Source organism: Gluconobacter cerinus (assembly GCF_002723935.1).
GTDB classification, from domain to species: Bacteria; Pseudomonadota; Alphaproteobacteria; order Acetobacterales; family Acetobacteraceae; genus Gluconobacter; species Gluconobacter cerinus.
Map to the genome: position 1 here is coordinate 446,779 of NZ_BEWM01000002.1, position 18,775 is coordinate 465,553.

Below are 18,775 nucleotides of genomic sequence, written 5' to 3' on the forward strand. Positions count from 1 at the left end.
TCATTCCGCACTCCACCACCGAACAGGAGACCTCATCATGGCCGCCTACCAGTACGTCTACGTCATGAAGGATCTTACGAAGGCCTATCCGGGTGGACGTGAGGTCTTTAAGGGCATCACCCTTTCCTTCCTGCCCGGTGTGAAGATCGGTGTTCTCGGCGTTAACGGCGCGGGTAAGTCCACGCTGCTTAAGGTGATGGCCGGGATCGACAAGGAATTCGGCGGTGAAGCCTGGGCGGCTGATGGCGTCAAGATCGGCTACCTCGAGCAGGAGCCGCAGCTTGATGAAAAGCTGACGGTTGGTGAGAACGTCGCTCTCGGTTTTGGTGAACTCAAGCGCGCACTCGATCGCTTCAACGAAATTTCCATGCTGTTCGCTGAGCCCATGTCCGATGAGGAGATGACCAATCTTCTCTCGGAACAGGCCGAGCTTCAGGAAATCATTGATGCCGGTGACGGCTGGGAACTGGACCGGAAGCTGGAAATTGCTCTCGACGCGCTGCGCTGCCCACCAGCAGACAGCCCGGTCGACAAGCTTTCCGGTGGTGAGCGCCGCCGCGTTGCGCTGTGCCGCCTGCTGCTCGAAAAGCCTGACATTCTGCTGCTCGATGAGCCAACCAACCATCTTGATGCCGAGAGCGTCAGCTGGCTCGAAAAGACGCTGCGTGACTATCAGGGCACTGTCATGGTCATCACCCATGATCGTTACTTCCTCGATAACGTCACGAACTGGATTCTGGAGCTCGAGCGTGGCCGTGGCTATCCGTTCGAAGGCAACTATTCGTCTTGGCTGACCCAGAAGCGCAAGCGTCTGGCCCAGGAAGAGAAGGAAGAAAGCTCCCGCCAGCGCGCTCTTGCTGCCGAGCAGGACTGGATCAACAGCTCACCGAAGGCCCGTCAGGCCAAGAGCCAGGCTCGTATCACCAAGTACGAAGAAATGCTGGCAGCCAACTCCGAGAAGGTTGGTGGCACGGCGGACATCGTTATTACGCCGGGTCCGCGCCTTGGTGGCACGGTGATCGAGGCCGAGAACCTCTCCAAGGGCTTTGGTGATCGTCTGCTGATCGATGGCCTGAACTTCAAGCTCCCGCCTGGTGGCATCGTGGGTGTGATCGGTCCGAACGGTGCGGGTAAGTCCACGCTGTTCAAGATGATCACCGGTCAGGACACGCCAGATGGTGGCTCTCTGAAGGTCGGCGAGACGGTGAAGCTCGGCTATGTCGATCAGTCCCGCGATACGCTGGATGGCAACAAGACCGTCTGGGAAGAGATTTCCGGCGGTACGGACGTTATTCAGCTTGGCAAGCGGACGGTTCCGTCCCGCGCCTATGTCGGGGCGTTCAACTTCAAGGGCTCTGACCAGCAGAAGCGCGTCGGCATCCTGTCGGGTGGTGAGCGTAACCGCGTTCATCTTGCCAAGATGCTCAAGGAAGACAGCAACGTCCTGCTGCTCGATGAGCCGACCAACGATCTTGACGTTGATACGCTGCGCGCCCTCGAAGATGCTCTGGCAGACTTCGCTGGTTGTGCCGTGGTCATCTCCCATGATCGCTGGTTCCTTGACCGTCTGGCCACGCATATTCTGGCTTTCGAAGGCGACAGCCATGTCGAGTGGTTCGAAGGTAACTTCCAGGACTACGAAGAAGATAAGCGCCGCCGTCTGGGGCCGGATGCGACTGAGCCAAGCCGCATCAAGTACCGCCCGCTGGCCCGCTAAGACGGACCTTTCCGTCTGTTCGTCACCGGGGCAGGGCAGCCTGTCCCGGTTTCTGACGGTTTGAGGAGGCCCGGTTGTTAGGGCGAGAACTCCGTACAGCACGTCTCGTCCTCACTCCGGTCAACTGGCCGGACCTTGAGGACATGATCGCCCTGAAGGCTGATGCTGGTGCCTTTGGCCGTATGCTTGGTGGCGTGCGCAGCCGGACCGAAGCAGAGCAGGATATGGCTGAAGACGTCGCCTTCTGGGCGCGTCGCCGTATCGGTATTTTTGCCATCCGTGAAAATGGCCGTTTCGTCGGGATGACGGGCGTGCATGAACGCCCTGATGGGCGCGGCCTCGGACTCAGATTCTCTATTTTTCCATGGGCTGCTGGCCGGGGACTGGCTCGTGAAGCTGCGGGTGCAGCGATCCGGTATGTCCTTGATGAGGGTGAGCCCCGGATCGTAGCCGTTGCCCGCGAAGATAATCTTGCGTCCCGTATGGTGCTGGGAAGTATCGGCATGCGTCATATCGATACTTTCAAGCGGGATGGCGATACGATGTTCCTCTACGAAATTGCTCCTGCCTGAAAAGGTGCAGAAAGCAGGGAATTTTTCTTTCGCTTTTAGGTGTGAGCGTTTGAATTGAGACGGCGCGGTCGTCGAGGAATAAATATGGTCGATTTTCTGAAAAACATACGAACAGCAGGTCTTGTTGTGCTGGCCTTGGGCATGGCCTCTCTATCGGCCGCTCGGGCCGCAGACCCCAAACCTGCTGAGTCGGCGGTTGGTGGTATGCGCATCATTGAGCATACGCTCGTTATGACGTTGGGAGGAACGGAGATCGTAGCTCTTCCTCCTAACTTGCAGACGGCGTCTATCAGCCTGCCCGCAATTGTGCATATCAATCTCGTGTCCCAGAAAGTGGCGGAAATTCTGGCCCATCAGGAAGGCCGTACTGATGTGCTGTTCACCGGGAAAGACACAATCTATCGGTTCCACATCACCGTGCAGCACGTCGCTCCACGATAAAGGCTTGTAGTGTAGAACCAAAAAAGGCCTCCCGTTCAGGAGGCCTTTTTCAGAGTGTTAGCTTCGATATGCAGCACTCAGTGGTGATTGCTGAGCTGACGCTCCAGAGCGGAGTTCAGAGCACCAACATCGCCACCGTGGCGAGCCAGATAGGAGCTGTAATCGCCGCGCTGGTTCATGCGCAGGCTGGCACCTTCACCATACATGTCCACGACCTTCGGTGGGTTTCCACCGATGATGAGCTGCATGTTGACCTCTGGCTGGCCTGGACGGTCAATCAGTGCATTGACCCGTTCGCCATCCGGCGTTGAGCTGGTGCCGGTAACCCGGAAGCTCACGCCCTGATAGTTACCGATCTGATCCGTGATCGTGTTGACCAGAACCTGATCGAAAAGCTGCAGGTACTTCTGCTGCTGTGCCGGGGTGGCGGTGCGCCAGTAGCGGCCGAGGCAGTAGCGGGCAATGCCCTGAATATCCACATTGGACTGAAGAAGCGGAAGGACTTCGCGCTTCTTTTCACCCAGTGGCTTGCCGGAATTAACGATGCTGACCAGCTGGCCACCAAAGGAATTCACGAAATCTGTTGCCGGATTGGCATGAGCGACGCCAGCCCCGAAAGTGAGGGCTGCAGCAAAAGCACCAAGAAGGGCCCGGCGCGAAAAGGCTTTAAGCATGCGTTTGTCCTCAGTTGTACCAGTCTGGGGTGGTGGCGCGGTGATCGTTCGTCATAGCGTCAATCTGGCTCTGGCGGTTCTGCTGCCAGGCACTACGGACGTAGGAGTACGGATCAAGGCTGTCCTGCTCCAGATGGTCGATCTGATCCACACTGTTGGCAAAGCCATCAACCGTTCCAAGAATATTGTAGGCCCAGTTGAATGTCAGCAGACCATAACCTCTTGGCACATAATTGATCGGGGTCAGAGCCTGCCCGATCCCATAGCCGATACCATCGCGGAAGTTGCTGGGGCCGACAAACGGGATGAAGAGGTATGGGCCGCTCTTCACGCCCCATGTTCCCATCGTCATCCCCGGGTCAGTCTCATGCTGTTTGTAACCGACCAGACTGGCAACATCGAAGAAACCCGCCACTCCCGCACTCATGTTGATCGTGAAGCGCATGAACGAGTCACCCGCACGACGGGGCTTTCCAGCCCCAACATCAGAGAAGAACACCGCAGGCTCACGCCAGGTTTCATTGATGTTGGAAATACTGTGCCGAACCGGTTTTGGAACAGCCCAGATCCAGGCCTTGGCCACGGGACGCAGGGCCACGTGATAAGCCCACATCTGGACGTTATACATCTTCCGGTTCAGCGGCTCATACGGATCGTTGGCAGCCTTGTAATCAGCAAGGTCGTCCGGATCTTTCGGCGGGGGATTATGCAGGGAGCCACAGGCCCCCAGCGTCAGCAGTGCCAAAACGCCTGCAATGGCTCTGCCACGACGCGAGCGCGTCGCCCTGATACCGATTCTGTCCTGCCGAGAGTCCATAACCATTCCTCAAAAACCCCACTCCGCGGGCATGCTCACAAAGACTTCATCTGAAAACGGAAATTTTCGAAATCCGTTCCCATTCAATTGGTGTGCCGCCAGCGGAGCCATGAGCCGTCCGTCGCGGAAAACTGCGGAAGGCCGTAGTCATAGCCTATACTGTGCCAAGCTGCACCCCTCTATGTATCCAAATTATGACACAGGGAAGGGACGAGATCCTTTAACGATCCAGAAGTCAGAAGGACACTCCGGCCACTTTGACGGCTGAAATATTTTGAGAGCAGTGTGGCGGCAACTCAACACCAGGGAATTTTCCAGTGTCCAGATTTTCTGCCTGCAAAGCACCGCTTTTTGCCACCGTGGCCCTAGTTGGCCTGTCTCTTGGGGCTGCTCAGGCGCGTCCAACGGCACTCTCTCAGCCATGGGGCAACACGCCCGATGGTAAGCCTGTCCGTATTGTTACCCTGAAGAATGACCATAACGTGACGGTACGCGTCATTACCTATGGTGGCATTATTCAATCTGTTGAAACGCCGGATCGTAACGGGCATCCGCAGGACATCGTCCTCGGGTTTGGCGATCTTAAGGGATACACCGTCGATAGCGCCAAGGGTGGACTGTTCTTCGGGGCGATTATCGGCCGTTACGCAAACCGTCTCGCAGGCGGCAGCTTCCCGGTAGATGGGAAAATCTACCACACTGACATTACGGCTGCCCCGAATGCTCTGCATGGTGGCAAAAAGGGATTCGACAAGAACGTCTGGACGCTTGAAAAGACAGGCGTCTCTGCAAGCGGCTCCTATGTGACGCTGAAGCTGGTCAGTCCGAATGGAGATCAGGGCTTCCCCGGAACGCTGACAACGCACGTGACCTACACGCTGGGCAACGACAATGCTCTGTCGCTGCATTATGTGGCGACAACCGATGCACCGACGGTTCTGAATCTGACGAACCACAGCTACTGGAATCTGAATGGCGAAGGCTCCGGCAGCATTGAGCCGGAAATCCTTCAAATCAACGCAGACAGCTATACCCCGACCGACAGCACCTCAATCCCGACGGGCCAGCTTGCACCGGTTGCAGGCACACCATTGGACTTCAGCAAGCCAACTGAAGTGGGGGCACGCCTGCGGAGCAATGACATCCAGATGATGTACGCGCGTGGTTACGACATGAACTGGGTCGTCAACGGAGCATACGGACAGGCTCCGCGTCTGGCTGGAAAAGTCTATGACCCACGCTCGGGCCGCAGCATGGAAGTTCTGACCAACCAGCCGGGGCTACAGGTTTATACGTCCAACTCACTGGACGGTGGGTATGCAGGGATTTCCGGCCACGCCTATCGTCAGACAGACGCTATCGCCTTTGAAGCCGAGCATTATCCAGACAGCCCGAACCATCCGTCCTTTCCGACGACAGAACTGAAGCCGGGTCAGACATTCGACTACACGACGACGTTCAAGTTCTCGAATCAGTAAGCGCGTAACGCCGACAAGGCCTTGCTTGAGGAAGAGGCTGTTCTCCGAAAGGAGACAGCCTCTTCCTGTATCCGCTCAGGACGGCAGTTTGGCGTCTGGTGCAGCAGCGACTTTGGAAGGCTCAAGAATCCTGGCCGGATTTCCGACTGCCGTCGCATTGGCAGGAATATCTTCCAGAACAACTGATGCCGCACCAATACGGGCATTTTCGCCGATGATGAGGCGCCCCAGCACCTTGGCACCCGATCCAATCATGGCCCCTCGGCGTACGATCGGATGTCGGTTCCCGGTCAGTTTGCCTGTGCCTCCCAGTGTGACGTCCTGGAACAGGGAGACGTCATCTTCGATGATGCAGGTTTCCCCGATCACAATCCCCGTTCCATGGTCGATGCTCAGGCGTCGACCAAGGCGCGCGGCCGGATGGATGTCGATTGCGAACAGCTCATTGACCCGGCTTTGAAAGTGATAAGCCAGATGCCGTCTGTTTTTCTGCCAGAGGTGATGCGCGATACGATGAACCTGTAACGCCTGCCAGCCTTTGAAGAACAGGAACGGTGTCACCAGATCCGGGCAGGCCGGATCACGGTCATGAATTGCCAGAATATCTTCGGCGGCTGACTCGGCTATGCCGGGGACTTCCAGAAGAATGGAAGTGACCAGCCGTGTGATGGCCGTAGCAGAAATGGATCGATCCGCCAGCTTTGTACCCAGAAGGGACGCAAGGCCCGAACTGAAGCTGTGATGGTCTCCGATATTCGTGGCGAAAACATCCTGAATCAGAGGGTCATGGCAGCTGCAGGCCTGTGCCTGCATATTCCGCCAGAGCTGATCAAGATTTACGGTTGAACTCATACGCCCATCGCCTTGCGAACAAAGGCGCGTCTCAGGCGGGGCAGGCGATGAACGCCCGCAATGCCCAGGTCGCGCACGCGCCGCAGAACCGGATTATCGTTGCCAAAAAGACGTTCCAGAATGTCCGTGGCGGCCAGCATGGCCATATTGCCGGGCCGGGCTCGGCGCTGATAGCGGACAAGGAGTTCCCGGCTTCCCGGATCTGTACGTTTCGTATGGGCTTCAATGAGCAGGTCTGCCAGAGCGATGACATCCCGAAAACCGATATTCAGCCCCTGACCTGCAATCGGGTGAATACCATGGGCAGCATCTCCAACGAGAGCCAGACGCGGCGCAATATATGTCTGCGCATATTGCGCTGACAGCGGATAAATCCAGCGGCGGCCAATGGGTGTGATAGCGCCCAGATCCTCATCGCCCATGCGGGCACGGATTTCGCGGGCAAAGATTTCATCGGGAAGGTCATGGAAGCGCTGGGCGCGGCCTTCGCCTTCTGCCCAGACAATAGCGGACCGATGCGGATGCTCAGCCGTTCCTGGCATTGGCAGTCGGGCGAAGGGTCCTTCGGGCAGGAACTGTTCCAGCGCCACGCCGTCATGAGGCTTTTCATGTGCGATTGTCGCAACGATACCGCACTGATGATAAGGAAGTTTGGTCAGGCCGATGCGGGCTTGGTCGCGCAATGGGGAACGACGTCCCTCAGCGGCGACAGCCAGTTTGGCCGTCACGGTTGAACCCGATGCCAAACGGATCGACACATGATCCGGGTGGAACGTGAAGGTTCCTGTGTCTGGCGCGCGGACGTCCAGCGTTTCGTATTGTTCAAGCGTCCGGTTAATGGCGAGACGCAGATCGCGTGCTTCTGCCATCCATCCGAAATTCATGCCTTCAGGGGCATCGTCCACACCGAAATGCAGGAAAAGCGGTGAGGGAGCCTCGTGCGGGCGGCCATCCGAGACACGGATTTCACGGATTGGCTGGGAAACACCGGGAAGATTGTCCCAGATACCGGCGGCTTCCAGCATCTGGCGTGAGCCTTCCGCAATGGCGTATGCCCGGCCATCGAGAGAGGGATCTTCCATGCCCGGGAGAGCTGCACGGTCAATGAGCAGGACCCGCACACCTTCGGCTGCCAGACGACAGGCCAGTGTCGCGCCAACAGGACCAGCTCCGTTAATGCACAGGTCGTAATGTGTCTTGGTCATCGTGCTCATCTCCCTGCCCCTGTCCTACTCCTGTGACGTGTGGAGCGGAAGAGGGCAGGAAGCGGCAGAAAAGATCAGAGATCGAAGCGTGCGTTCAGGAAGACAGCGCGCGGTGTCCCGACAAAGAAGTAATCAGAGGCCAGAAAGCCCCAGTAATGAAGGTTTGTGGCGTTATCGAGTTCAGCGCGTAGCGTTACCTTGTGACGGCCGATGCTGGTGCGATAGCTGGCCCGCAGGTTGAGCAGCGTATAGCTCGGGACATGGAAGCTGTTGGAACTGTCCCCCCACATTGACGCGGTGTAATGAACTTCTGCAGTTGCTGAGAGACCCGGCACGCCCGGGATACGGTCCGTCAGCTGAAAGACATTCTGGAACAGTGGAATGCCCTCGATCTTATTCCCTTTAACGCTGGCATCTGCCTTGCTGTACTTTCCGCCTTCGGCACCCAGACTGTCCGTGAGGGTAATGCCAAACGGCAGATCGACATGGCCGCTGAGTTCTGCGCCCTGATATGTGACGGTGCCGTTCGACACATAAACATTGTCCGCATTGGCATACTGCGCCCCACGTGTGATGCGATACAGCGCGCCTGTCAGGTCCCAGGTCTGGCGCGCAATCTTTGCACCCACTTCAACCTGATCGGAACGGATGGGCGGAAGGGTCTCGCGTGCGTTCTTATAGGTGTCTCCCACGGTCCCACCGTTTTCCAGCGCCTGAACGTAACTGGCGTAAATGGTGGTGTCTTTCCACGGATGGAACATCAGGGCGGCAGTTGGTGTCAGTGGCGTAGTGCGCAGCGCTGTTTTCGTACCGGCGGACGTCCAGGTCAGCTGGTGGAAATCGGTAAAGCGGATGCCGGCGAGCAGTGACCAGTGTTTATCAAATGTCAGGGTGTCACTGCCGAAAAGACCGACCTGATCGGAACGATAATTGCGATAGGTCGCGGTGTCCCAGCTTCCGCTATAAGAGCGGCTGACGATCGGCGAGTAGAGGTTCTGGCCTCCGATGTTCACGTAATCAGAGTCATATGGCAGATATTTGCTGAGCCCCTGCCAGGCCGCTCCCATCGTGAAATCATGCCGGATAAAGCCTGTCCGGAACTTGCCTTCCAGAATGGCCTGAACCTGATCATATTGTGCCCAGCTTCCGGGATTGGTGCTCATATAGGTGTCATAGTTGCCACCCTGATCTTGCAGGGACATCCACTCTCCGCGGTAGCGGCGATAGTCCATGCTGTGGCTGTAATCGATGCGCGCCGTCCAGTTCTTTGTAATGTCCCAATGCAGCCCGGTCGAGACAAACAGCGTGTGGGACGTAAACATGCTTGCCGGAGATGCCGTCAGGTTCTTGTGTCCGCTGATGGCATCGGGAAGACGGTTGCTGCCATAGGCGGACGGATCATCAATAAAGAAGTCCTGCACGCCACCACGGACCTGACGGTCCTGATAAATGGCATCGGCAGTCCACAGCAGGTTGTGAGCGAGCCGCACATCCGTGGACAGGGAACCTGAAAAGCGCGTGACGTGCGATCCGTTATAGGTTTCGCCATTTTCGTGGGTGAGGTTGAGGCGATATCCAACAATATCGTTTCGGAAGAGGCGCCCACCCGTGTCGATGTGTTGACTGCCCACGGCGCCTGAGCTGTATCCGGCATCAAAGGAAAATGTGCGGGCGTCGGTTGGCTTTTTCGTCTGGAAATCAATGATGCCGCCGGGCGCATTGAAGCCGTACATGAAACCGGAAGCACCCTTGAGAAGCTGCACCGCTTCGAATGACTCAAGCGGAAGTTCCACGGTTGTCATGAAGAAGGGCGTACCGTTGATCTTGTAGCCGTTATAATCGTCAAGCGGTACGCCCCGGACCGTGACGGAATAGGCGTTGAACGAATACGTGTCGCCGTTTGAAATGACCGATGCATCCTGTGAGAAAACGCGTGCCAGCGATTTGACCTGCCGCTCCTGTAGTTCTGCGGCCGTCACAACCTTGATCGAAAATGGCGTATCCAGAACGCGGCGTGTTCCTAGCGCTCCGCCGTCAGCCTGATGGGCGTGACCGAGAACCGTCACGCTTTCGCTTTTTGCACTGGGCTGCTTATGGGGCGTGGGGACAGGTTTGGAATGTCCGTTATGATGGGGTGCGACAGAGGGTTTTCGCTCGGATTGAGTATGCTCGTCCTGAGCGTCTGCTGCCAGGGCAATGGCCGAGGTCCCTGACATGAGCAGAGCAAACGAAAACACAGATGACAGAACGGAAGTGGCGGCGGCCATAAAACTACACCGAATGGTTATAATATGAAACAACCAATAAAATATGTTTATAATGATAAATTACAACATGAATCGGTGTTTGTGGTTTGTTGTGATAAAGAACTGAAAAGGCTTAAAAATACTGATTTTCTCTTAAAGTTTTCGCTTTGGCTGTTTGGTATCTGTGGATCTGAAAAGACGGGTAAATCAGTGTCTCATTTCAGCAACATGAATCGTACAACAATATAATAACAATTTAAAATAGTGAAAACGGAACTGTTCGTATTTCGGGAACAGTTGGGTCTGCCTGCTGTTGTAGTCTGACGTCCTTGGCCAAATGCGCGCTGATGGACGCCGCTTACAGCATTTCATTCGCTCAGGATGCAGCCTCCGCGTGACCTGATGGTGGATGACAGGTGATCGTCTAGGGAGACCAATGTTCAGACAGAATTATGTGGACTCAATGTCCAGCCTTCGTCACCAGTTCGACTGGCTGCCTGACCCGCTGGGTTCTGTTCTTCTGCTGATTGCAGCGGCGCTGATTGCTCTTCTGTTCAGTCGGATCATCACGGATGCGCTGCCCCGTCTGCCGGGTCTGAGGAAGATCCAGTTCATTCATGCTTTAACCATCAGGTTAAGGATGAATGTCCGCTATTTTCTGATGATCATAGCCGCCAGCGCAGCTTTGCCAGCGACGGAGGGCTTCTCTCCCGAGACTGAAAAGCTTCTCGCGCACGTGCTGGCCTGTCTGTTCATTATGAACCTCGGCTTCGGCATTATCAGGGCGTTTCGTCTGGCGACCGATCAGTACCTGAACCGGATCAGTGCCAAGGAAAACGTGGATGACATTACGGTCCGGTCTCATCAGACGCAGATCCGGGTGCTCCGTCGTCTGATTGAGATCACCTTCGGGGTGCTGACCGTCGCTGCGTCTCTGATGGTTTTCAATTCAGTTCAGAAATTTGGCGTTTCGCTCTTTGCCTCTGCCGGTGCGGCCTCCCTGATCGTGGGTCTCTCCGCCCGACCGGCCTTGTCCAACTTGATTGCGGGTATTCAGATCGCCATTACGCAGCCGATCCGTATGGAAGATATGCTGATCCTGAACGGAGACTGGGCCTGGGTTGAGGAGATCAATGCGACCTACGTCGTCCTGCGGACATGGGATCGCCGCCGCTATATCGTGCCTATTTCCTATTTCCTCGAAAACCCTTTCCAGAATTGGACTCATAGTTCGCAGTCTTTGATCGGCTCCATCTTTCTCTGGCTGGATTACCGCACACCGATGGACCGATTGCGGGCAATCTTCATGGAAGAAATCGAGCATTGTCCAGACTGGGACAAGGACCGTTCCTCCATCGCCTGCCAGATTGCAGACAGTAATGCTCAGGTCATTTCCATCCGCATGATTGCAGGGGCGGCGGATGCAGGAAACATGTGGAACCTGTCTTGCGATATCCGCGAACGCATGCTGCGCCGTATCCAGGTGGAAATGCCGGAATGTCTGCCGCGCGGACGGACTGCGGTCGTATCGGATTCTCCATCTGACACGCCGTGGCCCGAAAGCCTCATGTCACCGCCCGTTAACCGGCCAGGCGACGGAAAATATCGCGGACCGGACCTAAACAAGTCAGCAGTTTCCTGAAATTTCTCAGTGTCGCACTCCTGGGTTCAAAAGTTTCGTTTTGACCCCGCAGGAGTGTGGCATTTATGCACTGGAAATCCTGTGATACATTCTGACAAAGGAATAATCGTAGACACATTTTAAAACGTTTCTAATCTGAACCGAACACCGGATCTGATTAGGACTGCCTGAATGCGCCTCAAGTCACTTCTTCTCGCTACTACAATCGTTACGGTTTTGCACCCAGCACATCAGGCCTCTGCTGCCGTGCATAAAACGACCAAGGCCACGGCGCCTGCAAAGGTGACGGCCAAGACCACAGGGAAGAAAACAGTCGTCCGCCAGGCTGCCGCCACGCCGCGTCGCCCACACGCGGTTGATAGCAACAGCAATGAACAGATGATCGTGACGGGAACGCACGCGTTCAACCGCCGCGCCCGGGATTCCACGAGCCCGATCAGCGTTCTTACCGCTGCCACGCTGCGTCGTTCCGGTCAGATGAACCTTGCGGACGCTATCGTCCGTACGGATCCGTCGATCACAGTAAACGCCATGGGCAGTGATGCCGGTGCGCTGACGTCCTCGATCCGTATGCGTGGTCTGAACCCGAACGAAGTTCTGGTTCTCGTGGATGGAAAGCGTCGTCATACGACAGCCAACATCTACGCCGATGCCGGTCCGCAGCAGGGCTCAACGCCGGTCGATCTGAACATGATCCCGGCTTCTGCAATCGATCATATCGAAATTCTGCGCGATGGCGCGGCCGCAATGTATGGCTCGGACGCCATTGCAGGTGTTGTGAACATCATTCTGAAAAAGACGCCGCATGGCCTGAACATGACCGCGCAGACGGGTGCAAACGCCTATAACGGCGATGGCTGGCAGTATCAGCTTGGTGCAGATGGTGGCTTTGGCTTCCTGGGTGATGGGTATGTCCACATCAGCGGGCAGATGTACCACACCGATCACATGGTCCCGAACACGACGGACGTGCGAACTGTTCCGGGGAATTCTGAATACAAGGGCTATAATGTCCCGCACGATTCCAACAAGATCCTGAGCACACCAGAAGAAACCCGCGAAAATCTCAGCATCGAGTTTGGCAAGACGCTGACGGAAGGTGTGAATGGCTATGGCCTCATCACCTATGCTCACCGTCATTCCGAGGCTTACGAAAACTATCGTATGCCGTCTGTTGCCCCGACGCTGTATCCTTATGGTTTCTCTCCGCTCGAAACCATTGAAGAGAACGATTATGCCGCGACACTGGGTCTGAAGGGAGACAATTTCTTCGGTTTCTCCTGGGACCTCAGCTCCACGTATGGTGCGGATGAAGACGATGTCGGCAACAAGAACACTGCCAACCCGAATCTGATTGCAGCTACGGGAACGTCTCCAACAACGGTTCGTGCCGAGACGTATCGCCTGTCCCAGTGGACCAACAATCTGGATTTCCGCCGGCAGTTAAAAATCGCTGATCTTGTACCGGTCACGGTGGCTTTCGGCGGCGAGCATCGTCTTGAAACCTACCAGATCTGGCCGGGCGAAGTTGGATCTTATGCTGACGGTGGAACGCAGGGTTATGCGGGTCTGATGCCAGAGAACGCCGGTAAGTGGAGCCGTGACGTCTGGGCTGCCTATCTTGATGGTGACTTCCATCCTCTGAAGCATTGGGATCTCGATTTTGCAGGCCGTTTTGAGCACTACACGGACGTTGGCAATACCGAGAATGGTAAGGTTTCCACACGGTACGACATCACCAAGCGCATTGCCGTTCGCGCCACGATCAGCAATGGCTTCCGTGCTCCGACCCTGCCGGAAGAAAATTTCAGCTCTTTGAATGTGTCGCCGACGGGGGCATCCGGTCTGCTGTCCACGTCCGGTGCGGCTGGCAAAAGCCTTGGCGCGCAGCATCTGAAGCCTGAGCGCTCCACGAGTGCTGAGGGTGGTATTATTCTTGAGCCTGTTGATGGCTGGCATCTCTCGGCGGACGTTTATCAGATCAACATTCGTGATCGGATTTCCGGCGCCGGTTCTGTTTATGGTCCCTCTGCAATTTCGGCTATTGGAATGACGGGTGCGACCCTGCCAGTGGGTATTGATACGTCTGACGTGTCTGCAAATTACTTTGCCAACGTTGGCAGCACCCGGACCCAGGGTCTCGATATCCAGTCTGACTATCTGCTGCACATGCATCAGTATGGCAATCTGGACCTGACCATGGCTCTCAACCTCAACCGGACCCGTGTCAGTCACATCAACACGAATTCCCAAGGCAATCCTTACCTCAACGAACAGAGCATTGCGTATCTGACGTCAACCTCTCCGCGGAGCAAGATCATCCTGAACGCGTATTGGACGATCGGGAAGTGGGATGTGAACCTCCGTCAGACGCGCTACGGCGAAACGACGTCCATGCTGACCTATCAGGATCAGACGCCTGCCAGCCTGAGCTGCAAGGGGCAGAGCCTTCAGTATTCCAACGTCTGCTGGGGACAGTTCAAGAATACGCCGGTCTGGCTGACGGATCTTGAGGTTGGGTACCGTCTCAACCACATGTGGCACTTCGCTGTGGGCGCCAATAACATCTTCAACCAGCGTCCGCGTCGCCTGACCAAGTATCTGAACTACCTCGGGGCGAATGCTTACGACACGGACTCTTCCGGTATTGGCATTGCTGGCGGTTATTATTACGGCCGTATCAACGCCACGTTCTGATTGTCCTTCAAGACCCAGACGGAGCAGAAATGCCCGGAGGTGCCGGTTTTCCGGTGCCTCCGGGCTGTTTCGTATATTGTTGTTGAACTGGTACAATCTGGGCCATACTGGCCACCAGTCTTCTGATTCCCAACGAGGATATGCCGTTCGTGAAGCTCGTCACCGCAATTATCAAACCCTTCAAGCTTGACGATGTCCGGGAGGCGCTGACGCCACTGGGCGTGCAAGGTCTGACCGTGACGGAAGTCAAAGGTTTTGGCCGTCAGAAAGGCCAGACGGAAATCTACCGCGGCGCCGAGTATCACGTCAGTTTTCTTCCGAAGCTCAAGATTGAGATCGCAGTGGCGGATTCCGTTGTGGAAGATGTTATTGAAGCAATCATGACGGCAGCGCGTACCGGCAAGATCGGGGACGGCAAGATCATGGTCTCCAATCTCGACCAGCTCATTCGCATCCGCACGGGAGAGACCGGGGAGGGCGCTCTGTGATGAGACGTTCCGGTCTTTCGGTCATGGCTGCTGGCGCACTTCTGCCAGTATCCGCGATGGCTGCTGATGCGCCTGCGGCCATCGACACAGGCGATACAGCCTGGATGCTGATCAGCACGGCACTCGTCCTGATGATGACAGTGCCTGGTCTTGCGTTGTTCTACGGCGGCATGGTTCGCAAGAAGAACGTTCTCGCGACCCTGATCCAGTCTTTTGCCATCTGTTGTATCGCCAGCCTCGTCTGGATGGTTGCGGGTTACAGTCTGGCCTTCTCGAACGGCACGCCGTGGATCGGTGATCTGTCCCGCGCTTTGCTGAACGGTGTTGCAGCAAACTTCCACAACGGCGTTGATTCCGCTTTCACGCTTGGGGCAGGGACGGCAGCCGCTGTTCCGATGACGATCCCGGAAAGCGTCTATATGATGTTCCAGATGACGTTCGCCGTCATCACGCCAGCCCTGATTACAGGGGCCTACGCGGAACGCATGAAGTTCTCTTCCATGTGCGTCTTCACGATTTTCTGGCTGCTGCTGGTTTATGCGCCTGTCGCTCATTGGGTCTGGAGCCCAACGGGCTGGGTCGCTGGCCTAGGCGCTGTGGACTTTGCCGGTGGCACGGTCGTGCACATCAACTCCGGTGTGGCTGGCCTTGTCTGTGCGTATGTTCTTGGCAAGCGCCGGGGCATCGGAACGGATGACATGTCTCCGTTCAACCTGACATACGCCATTATCGGTGCGTCCCTGCTTTGGGTTGGCTGGTTTGGCTTCAACGCAGGCTCCGCGTTGGGCGCAAACGGTCGTGCAGGCATGGCCATGCTGACAACGCAGCTTGCTGCCGCCGCTGGTGGTGTCGCCTGGATGGCTGTCGAGTGGGCACGGACGGGTAAGCCGACGGCACTCGGCATTATTTCTGGCGTGGTCGCCGGCCTGGTCGCCATCACGCCAGCTGCGGGCTTTGTCCTGCCGGGTGGTGCTGTGGTGATTGGTCTGATTGCCGGTGCAGTCTGCTTCTGGAGTGCGACGTGGCTCAAGCACGCTCTCGGCTATGATGACAGCCTCGATGCGTTCGGTGTTCACGGTACGGGTGGTATTATTGGGGCTCTGCTGACAGGCGTTCTGGCTTATGGGCCGCTCTCTGCGACGGACGCCAACCCGTCCGGTACGGTTGGAAGCCTTTCACAGCTTCTGGCTCAGGCGGAAGCTGTCTGCGTGACGATTGTCTGGTGCGTCATCATGACATTCGTGATCCTGAAGGTTCTGGATCGTGTCATGGGTCTGCGTGTTTCTGCAGAAGAGGAACTTGAAGGCCTCGATACGACCATGCATGGTGAACGCATCAACTGATCGTAGTCACCGGTGTTTCTGAACCGGGAGGCTGCGACTTCCCGGTTGACAGACAAGGATGTTTTTCATGGTTTCCAGCCGTATGTTGTCCCGCCTCTCCCTGGCCGCTGTTCTGGCTGCCGGTCTTGCCTCGGTTCCTGCACACGCGATGACAGCCAAGGAATGCCATGCTGCATTCCAGTCCGCCAAGAAGGGCGGCACCCTGAACGGTCAAAGCTACAAGGCCTTCAAGGCTGCAAGCTGTGGTAGCGAAACGGCTGAAGCCGCGCCTGCGACAACTGCTGCCCCGGCAACGGCTGCGACAGCACCAACAACGACGGCGCCTGTTACGACGGGTAAGGCGAACCCACCTGATTCGTCTGTTGCAGGCACGAAGGCACCGATTGCGTCCAAGAGTGCTCCGGTCACGTCTGGAAACGTTGTATTCCCAACGGCTGTGTCGTCCCAGTTTTCCAGCCTGTCCGCTGGCAAGGCTCGCATGAAGACCTGTGTTGCCCAGTACAATGCGAACAAGGCGAACGGCGGCAACGGCAGCCTGAAGTGGATCCAGAAGGGTGGCGGGTACTGGTCCCAGTGCAACAGCCGCCTCAAAGGCGAATAACTTCCTACGCTCCCGTGGGTGTCAGAAACCTCCGTTCCTTTACCGGGACGGAGGTTTTTTTTATGCCGGTCATTCAGGATTGAGAATGCTGTTGGAGAGTTTCGGTGTAAGGGGAATGGTCAGGCGTTGGTGTCATCATGAGGTGTCATGTTCTGGTCGCGTTCGGAAAGTCACGATCAGTGATCAATAGAGGCTTTCTCTTTATTGGGCTGGTAGCTCTTACGGTCATCCTGGGACTGATGCCGCCTGCGTCTGCGGAAGAGCAGTCGGACTGTGTCACTGCACCAGTTATTCTCCCATTACTGGGAGGCGAGGGAGATGCGCCGCTGATACCGGTGAAAATCAACGGCAAACCCGCTGCGATGTATGTCAGCCCGGCCTTCGATTACATTTACGTCCGGAATTCTGAAGGAATACAGTTTCCCAAGGGCTATGATGACGCCAAAGTCGTTATTAACGGCACCTATAAGGAAAGCGCCTTTCATTCCAAAATTAAAGAACTGGTTCTGGATGATATTCCGCTGAAAGATGTAGACGTCGTCTTGCTCGCGAAGGCCAGTACGCAGGTGGTTGACGGGCGACCGATTGTGGGTGTGCTCGGACGTGCGGCATTATCCCGCCTGGCAGTTCTGATAGATATTCCGGAAAGACAATTCGCGTATCTTGATGTCAAAGATACGAAAGCCTGCAAGCTGGCGTTTAAAACATTCCTGGGAAATGACAGTCATTCCGTGGACATGGAAGATGACTTCACAGTTCATATTCGGGTTGGCGAAAAGAAGAAGCGCGTCAGTCTTGATCCTGATCTGACATACACGACATTTCCGTCTTTCTGGATTTCATCACTAAAAGAAAATCTGGAAGGTCTGGGAGATCAGAAGAAATTCACTCACTATGATGATTTTCTGAGTGTGGGGCAGGGCGCGCTTGTCAAAAACCTTTTTATGGGCGGCGCGCCGATAGAGAATGAAAAAGTTGTCTTTCAGGATGAAGTAGAAATTGGAAGTCTGGGACTTCCGTTCTTCACGGATAAAATCATCATCTGGAGTCTGGAAAACAACCGGATGTATTTCGCCATCCCGGCTCACATGCGCCCTCTTTCCAAAGGGCAGGGGCTGCATTTCTTCGCCACACATTCAGGAAACGTCTCCGTGCGCGACCGGCGCGGAGACGTACAGTAATGTTCTGTAGATCAGCTCATAGGGAATGGTGGCTGCCCGTTTGATGCGGTCACACCGCCATCAACAGGCATAATCAATCCCGTAATATAAGCCGCATCCTCACTGGCCAGGAATGTGATTGCTGCGGCCATATCTTCCGGCTCTCCCAGACGCTGCAACGGAACGCGGTCTTCGACGCTTTTGACGAAAGCTGGATCTTTAAGGGCATCAGCTGTCATGGCAGTGCGTGTGACCGACGGACAGATGGCATTGACGCGAACGCCGTCCTTTCCGTGATCCATCGCCAGAACACGCGTCAGGTTCACAACACCGCCTTTGGCAACATCGTAATATGCCGTGTTCCAGTCTCCCCTCATTCCAGAGACGGAGGCCGTGTTGACGATGTTGCCTTTGCTCTGGATCAGCAAGGGCAGAAAGGTGCGGCTGACATTCAGGGTTCCGGTCAGGGTTGTGGCACACACGGTCTGCCAGGCGTCCAGATCGCCGTCCAGAACTGTGCCGATTGTGGTGACACCGGCGTTGTTCACCAGCACATTCAGTGTGCCGAACGTCTGTTTGGTGAGGTCCAGCAGTTTCTGAACTTCGTCGGGTTTTGAAATGTCTGTCAGAGAGGCCGTAGCTTTGTTCGCGTCGAGGCTCTTCATGACCTCGTCGAGCTTTTCCTGATCCCGGTCCACAAGAATGACATGCGCGCCTTCGTCAAGGAAACGAAGGGCTGTCGCGTGACCAATACCCGATGCCGCCCCCGTCACGAGGACCTTGCGGCCAGTGAAACGTGATAGTCCCTGCGTCGCCATGAATAATGTCCTTTTGTTGCTAGG

General features: G+C 56.0%; 16 protein-coding genes. 10 read left to right on the top strand and 6 right to left on the bottom strand.

Annotated elements, in window-relative coordinates:
• Positions 1-37: 37 nt before the first annotated feature.
• The 3 genes from ettA to GCE01_RS06045 all read left to right on the top strand — a co-directional run bounded on the left by ettA (position 38) and on the right by GCE01_RS06045 (position 2,730).
• Positions 38-1,717 (top strand): energy-dependent translational throttle protein EttA, encoded by a 1,680-nt coding sequence (ettA, locus tag GCE01_RS06035; RefSeq protein ID WP_099211665.1) that lies wholly within the window; start codon positions 38-40, stop codon positions 1,715-1,717.
• Positions 1,718-1,791: 74 nt separating this feature from the next.
• The gene (locus GCE01_RS06040; protein ID WP_046900676.1) at positions 1,792-2,289 is read left to right on the top strand and encodes a GNAT family N-acetyltransferase; all 498 of its coding nucleotides are present in this window, start codon (positions 1,792-1,794) and stop codon (positions 2,287-2,289) included.
• Between the two features lie 84 nt (positions 2,290-2,373).
• Positions 2,374-2,730 (top strand): pilus assembly protein N-terminal domain-containing protein, encoded by a 357-nt coding sequence (locus GCE01_RS06045; RefSeq protein WP_099211667.1) that lies wholly within the window; start codon positions 2,374-2,376, stop codon positions 2,728-2,730.
• Between the two features lie 77 nt (positions 2,731-2,807).
• On the opposite strand, the gene GCE01_RS06050 is transcribed toward GCE01_RS06045, so the two are convergent.
• Together GCE01_RS06050 and GCE01_RS06055 are read right to left on the bottom strand one after the other, a co-directional pair.
• A complete protein-coding gene (locus GCE01_RS06050) occupies positions 2,808-3,404 on the bottom strand; it encodes an MlaC/ttg2D family ABC transporter substrate-binding protein (RefSeq protein WP_099211669.1) in 597 nt (198 codons plus the stop codon).
• A gap of 10 nt (positions 3,405-3,414) precedes the next feature.
• Positions 3,415-4,221: an MlaA family lipoprotein gene (locus tag GCE01_RS06055; protein ID WP_046900679.1), complete on the bottom strand. Its 807-nt coding sequence runs from the start codon at positions 4,219-4,221 to the stop codon at positions 3,415-3,417.
• A gap of 317 nt (positions 4,222-4,538) precedes the next feature.
• Between GCE01_RS06055 and GCE01_RS06060 the strand changes: the two genes are divergently transcribed.
• On the top strand, positions 4,539-5,699 hold the full coding sequence (locus GCE01_RS06060; RefSeq protein WP_099211670.1) for an aldose epimerase family protein: 1,161 nt from the start codon (positions 4,539-4,541) through the stop codon (positions 5,697-5,699).
• 75 nt (positions 5,700-5,774) lie between these two features.
• Here the strand turns inward: GCE01_RS06060 and cysE are convergent, their stop codons facing one another.
• The 3 genes from cysE to GCE01_RS06075 form a co-directional block, all read right to left on the bottom strand.
• A complete protein-coding gene (cysE, locus tag GCE01_RS06065) occupies positions 5,775-6,551 on the bottom strand; it encodes a serine O-acetyltransferase (protein WP_046900681.1) in 777 nt (258 codons plus the stop codon).
• Positions 6,548-7,765: a UbiH/UbiF/VisC/COQ6 family ubiquinone biosynthesis hydroxylase gene (locus GCE01_RS06070; RefSeq protein ID WP_064274630.1), complete on the bottom strand. Its 1,218-nt coding sequence runs from the start codon at positions 7,763-7,765 to the stop codon at positions 6,548-6,550. The genes cysE and GCE01_RS06070 overlap by 4 nt, the downstream gene beginning before the upstream one ends.
• A gap of 65 nt (positions 7,766-7,830) precedes the next feature.
• Positions 7,831-10,023, bottom strand: coding sequence for a TonB-dependent siderophore receptor (locus GCE01_RS06075; protein ID WP_099211672.1), 2,193 nt, complete (start codon positions 10,021-10,023; stop codon positions 7,831-7,833).
• Positions 10,024-10,465: 442 nt separating this feature from the next.
• On the opposite strand from GCE01_RS06075, the gene GCE01_RS06080 reads away from it, so the two are divergent.
• From GCE01_RS06080 to GCE01_RS06105, 6 genes are all read left to right on the top strand, one after another.
• Positions 10,466-11,644, top strand: a complete 1,179-nt coding sequence (locus GCE01_RS06080) for a mechanosensitive ion channel family protein (RefSeq protein WP_244591106.1) — start codon at positions 10,466-10,468, stop codon at positions 11,642-11,644.
• Positions 11,645-11,815: 171 nt separating this feature from the next.
• Positions 11,816-14,341, top strand: a complete 2,526-nt coding sequence (locus tag GCE01_RS06085) for a TonB-dependent receptor plug domain-containing protein (RefSeq protein ID WP_099211676.1) — start codon at positions 11,816-11,818, stop codon at positions 14,339-14,341.
• 149 nt (positions 14,342-14,490) lie between these two features.
• Positions 14,491-14,829 carry a P-II family nitrogen regulator gene (locus tag GCE01_RS06090; protein ID WP_029495718.1) on the top strand — a complete coding sequence of 113 codons (339 nt, stop codon included), beginning with the start codon at positions 14,491-14,493 and terminating at the stop codon, positions 14,827-14,829.
• The gene (locus GCE01_RS06095) at positions 14,829-16,172 is read left to right on the top strand and encodes an ammonium transporter (protein ID WP_099211678.1); all 1,344 of its coding nucleotides are present in this window, start codon (positions 14,829-14,831) and stop codon (positions 16,170-16,172) included. The genes GCE01_RS06090 and GCE01_RS06095 overlap by 1 nt, the downstream gene beginning before the upstream one ends.
• A 58-nt stretch (positions 16,173-16,230) precedes the next feature.
• Positions 16,231-16,773 (top strand): hypothetical protein, encoded by a 543-nt coding sequence (locus tag GCE01_RS06100; protein ID WP_099211680.1) that lies wholly within the window; start codon positions 16,231-16,233, stop codon positions 16,771-16,773.
• 137 nt (positions 16,774-16,910) lie between these two features.
• Positions 16,911-17,954: a hypothetical protein gene (locus GCE01_RS06105; RefSeq protein ID WP_244591107.1), complete on the top strand. Its 1,044-nt coding sequence runs from the start codon at positions 16,911-16,913 to the stop codon at positions 17,952-17,954.
• 11 nt (positions 17,955-17,965) lie between these two features.
• Here the strand turns inward: GCE01_RS06105 and GCE01_RS06110 are convergent, their stop codons facing one another.
• Positions 17,966-18,751, bottom strand: coding sequence for a meso-2,3-butanediol dehydrogenase (locus tag GCE01_RS06110; RefSeq protein WP_099211682.1), 786 nt, complete (start codon positions 18,749-18,751; stop codon positions 17,966-17,968).
• Between the last annotated feature and the right edge of the window lie 24 nt (positions 18,752-18,775).

What these genes read in the sequence shown, in the direction of transcription:
- ettA (WP_099211665.1), top strand. Translation starts at nt 38, where the DNA reads ATGGCCGCCTACCAGTACGTCTACGTCATGAAGGATCTTACGAAGGCC.
- GCE01_RS06045 (WP_099211667.1), top strand. Translation starts at nt 2,374, where the DNA reads ATGGTCGATTTTCTGAAAAACATACGAACAGCAGGTCTTGTTGTGCTG.
- GCE01_RS06050 (WP_099211669.1), bottom strand. Translation starts at nt 3,404, where the DNA reads ATGCTTAAAGCCTTTTCGCGCCGGGCCCTTCTTGGTGCTTTTGCTGCA.
- GCE01_RS06055 (WP_046900679.1), bottom strand. Translation starts at nt 4,221, where the DNA reads ATGGACTCTCGGCAGGACAGAATCGGTATCAGGGCGACGCGCTCGCGT.
- cysE (WP_046900681.1), bottom strand. Translation starts at nt 6,551, where the DNA reads ATGAGTTCAACCGTAAATCTTGATCAGCTCTGGCGGAATATGCAGGCA.
- GCE01_RS06070 (WP_064274630.1), bottom strand. Translation starts at nt 7,765, where the DNA reads ATGAGCACGATGACCAAGACACATTACGACCTGTGCATTAACGGAGCT.
- GCE01_RS06075 (WP_099211672.1), bottom strand. Translation starts at nt 10,023, where the DNA reads ATGGCCGCCGCCACTTCCGTTCTGTCATCTGTGTTTTCGTTTGCTCTG.
- GCE01_RS06080 (WP_244591106.1), top strand. Translation starts at nt 10,466, where the DNA reads ATGTCCAGCCTTCGTCACCAGTTCGACTGGCTGCCTGACCCGCTGGGT.
- GCE01_RS06085 (WP_099211676.1), top strand. Translation starts at nt 11,816, where the DNA reads ATGCGCCTCAAGTCACTTCTTCTCGCTACTACAATCGTTACGGTTTTG.
- GCE01_RS06095 (WP_099211678.1), top strand. Translation starts at nt 14,829, where the DNA reads ATGAGACGTTCCGGTCTTTCGGTCATGGCTGCTGGCGCACTTCTGCCA.
- GCE01_RS06100 (WP_099211680.1), top strand. Translation starts at nt 16,231, where the DNA reads ATGTTTTTCATGGTTTCCAGCCGTATGTTGTCCCGCCTCTCCCTGGCC.
- GCE01_RS06105 (WP_244591107.1), top strand. Translation starts at nt 16,911, where the DNA reads ATGAGGTGTCATGTTCTGGTCGCGTTCGGAAAGTCACGATCAGTGATC.
- GCE01_RS06110 (WP_099211682.1), bottom strand. Translation starts at nt 18,751, where the DNA reads ATGGCGACGCAGGGACTATCACGTTTCACTGGCCGCAAGGTCCTCGTG.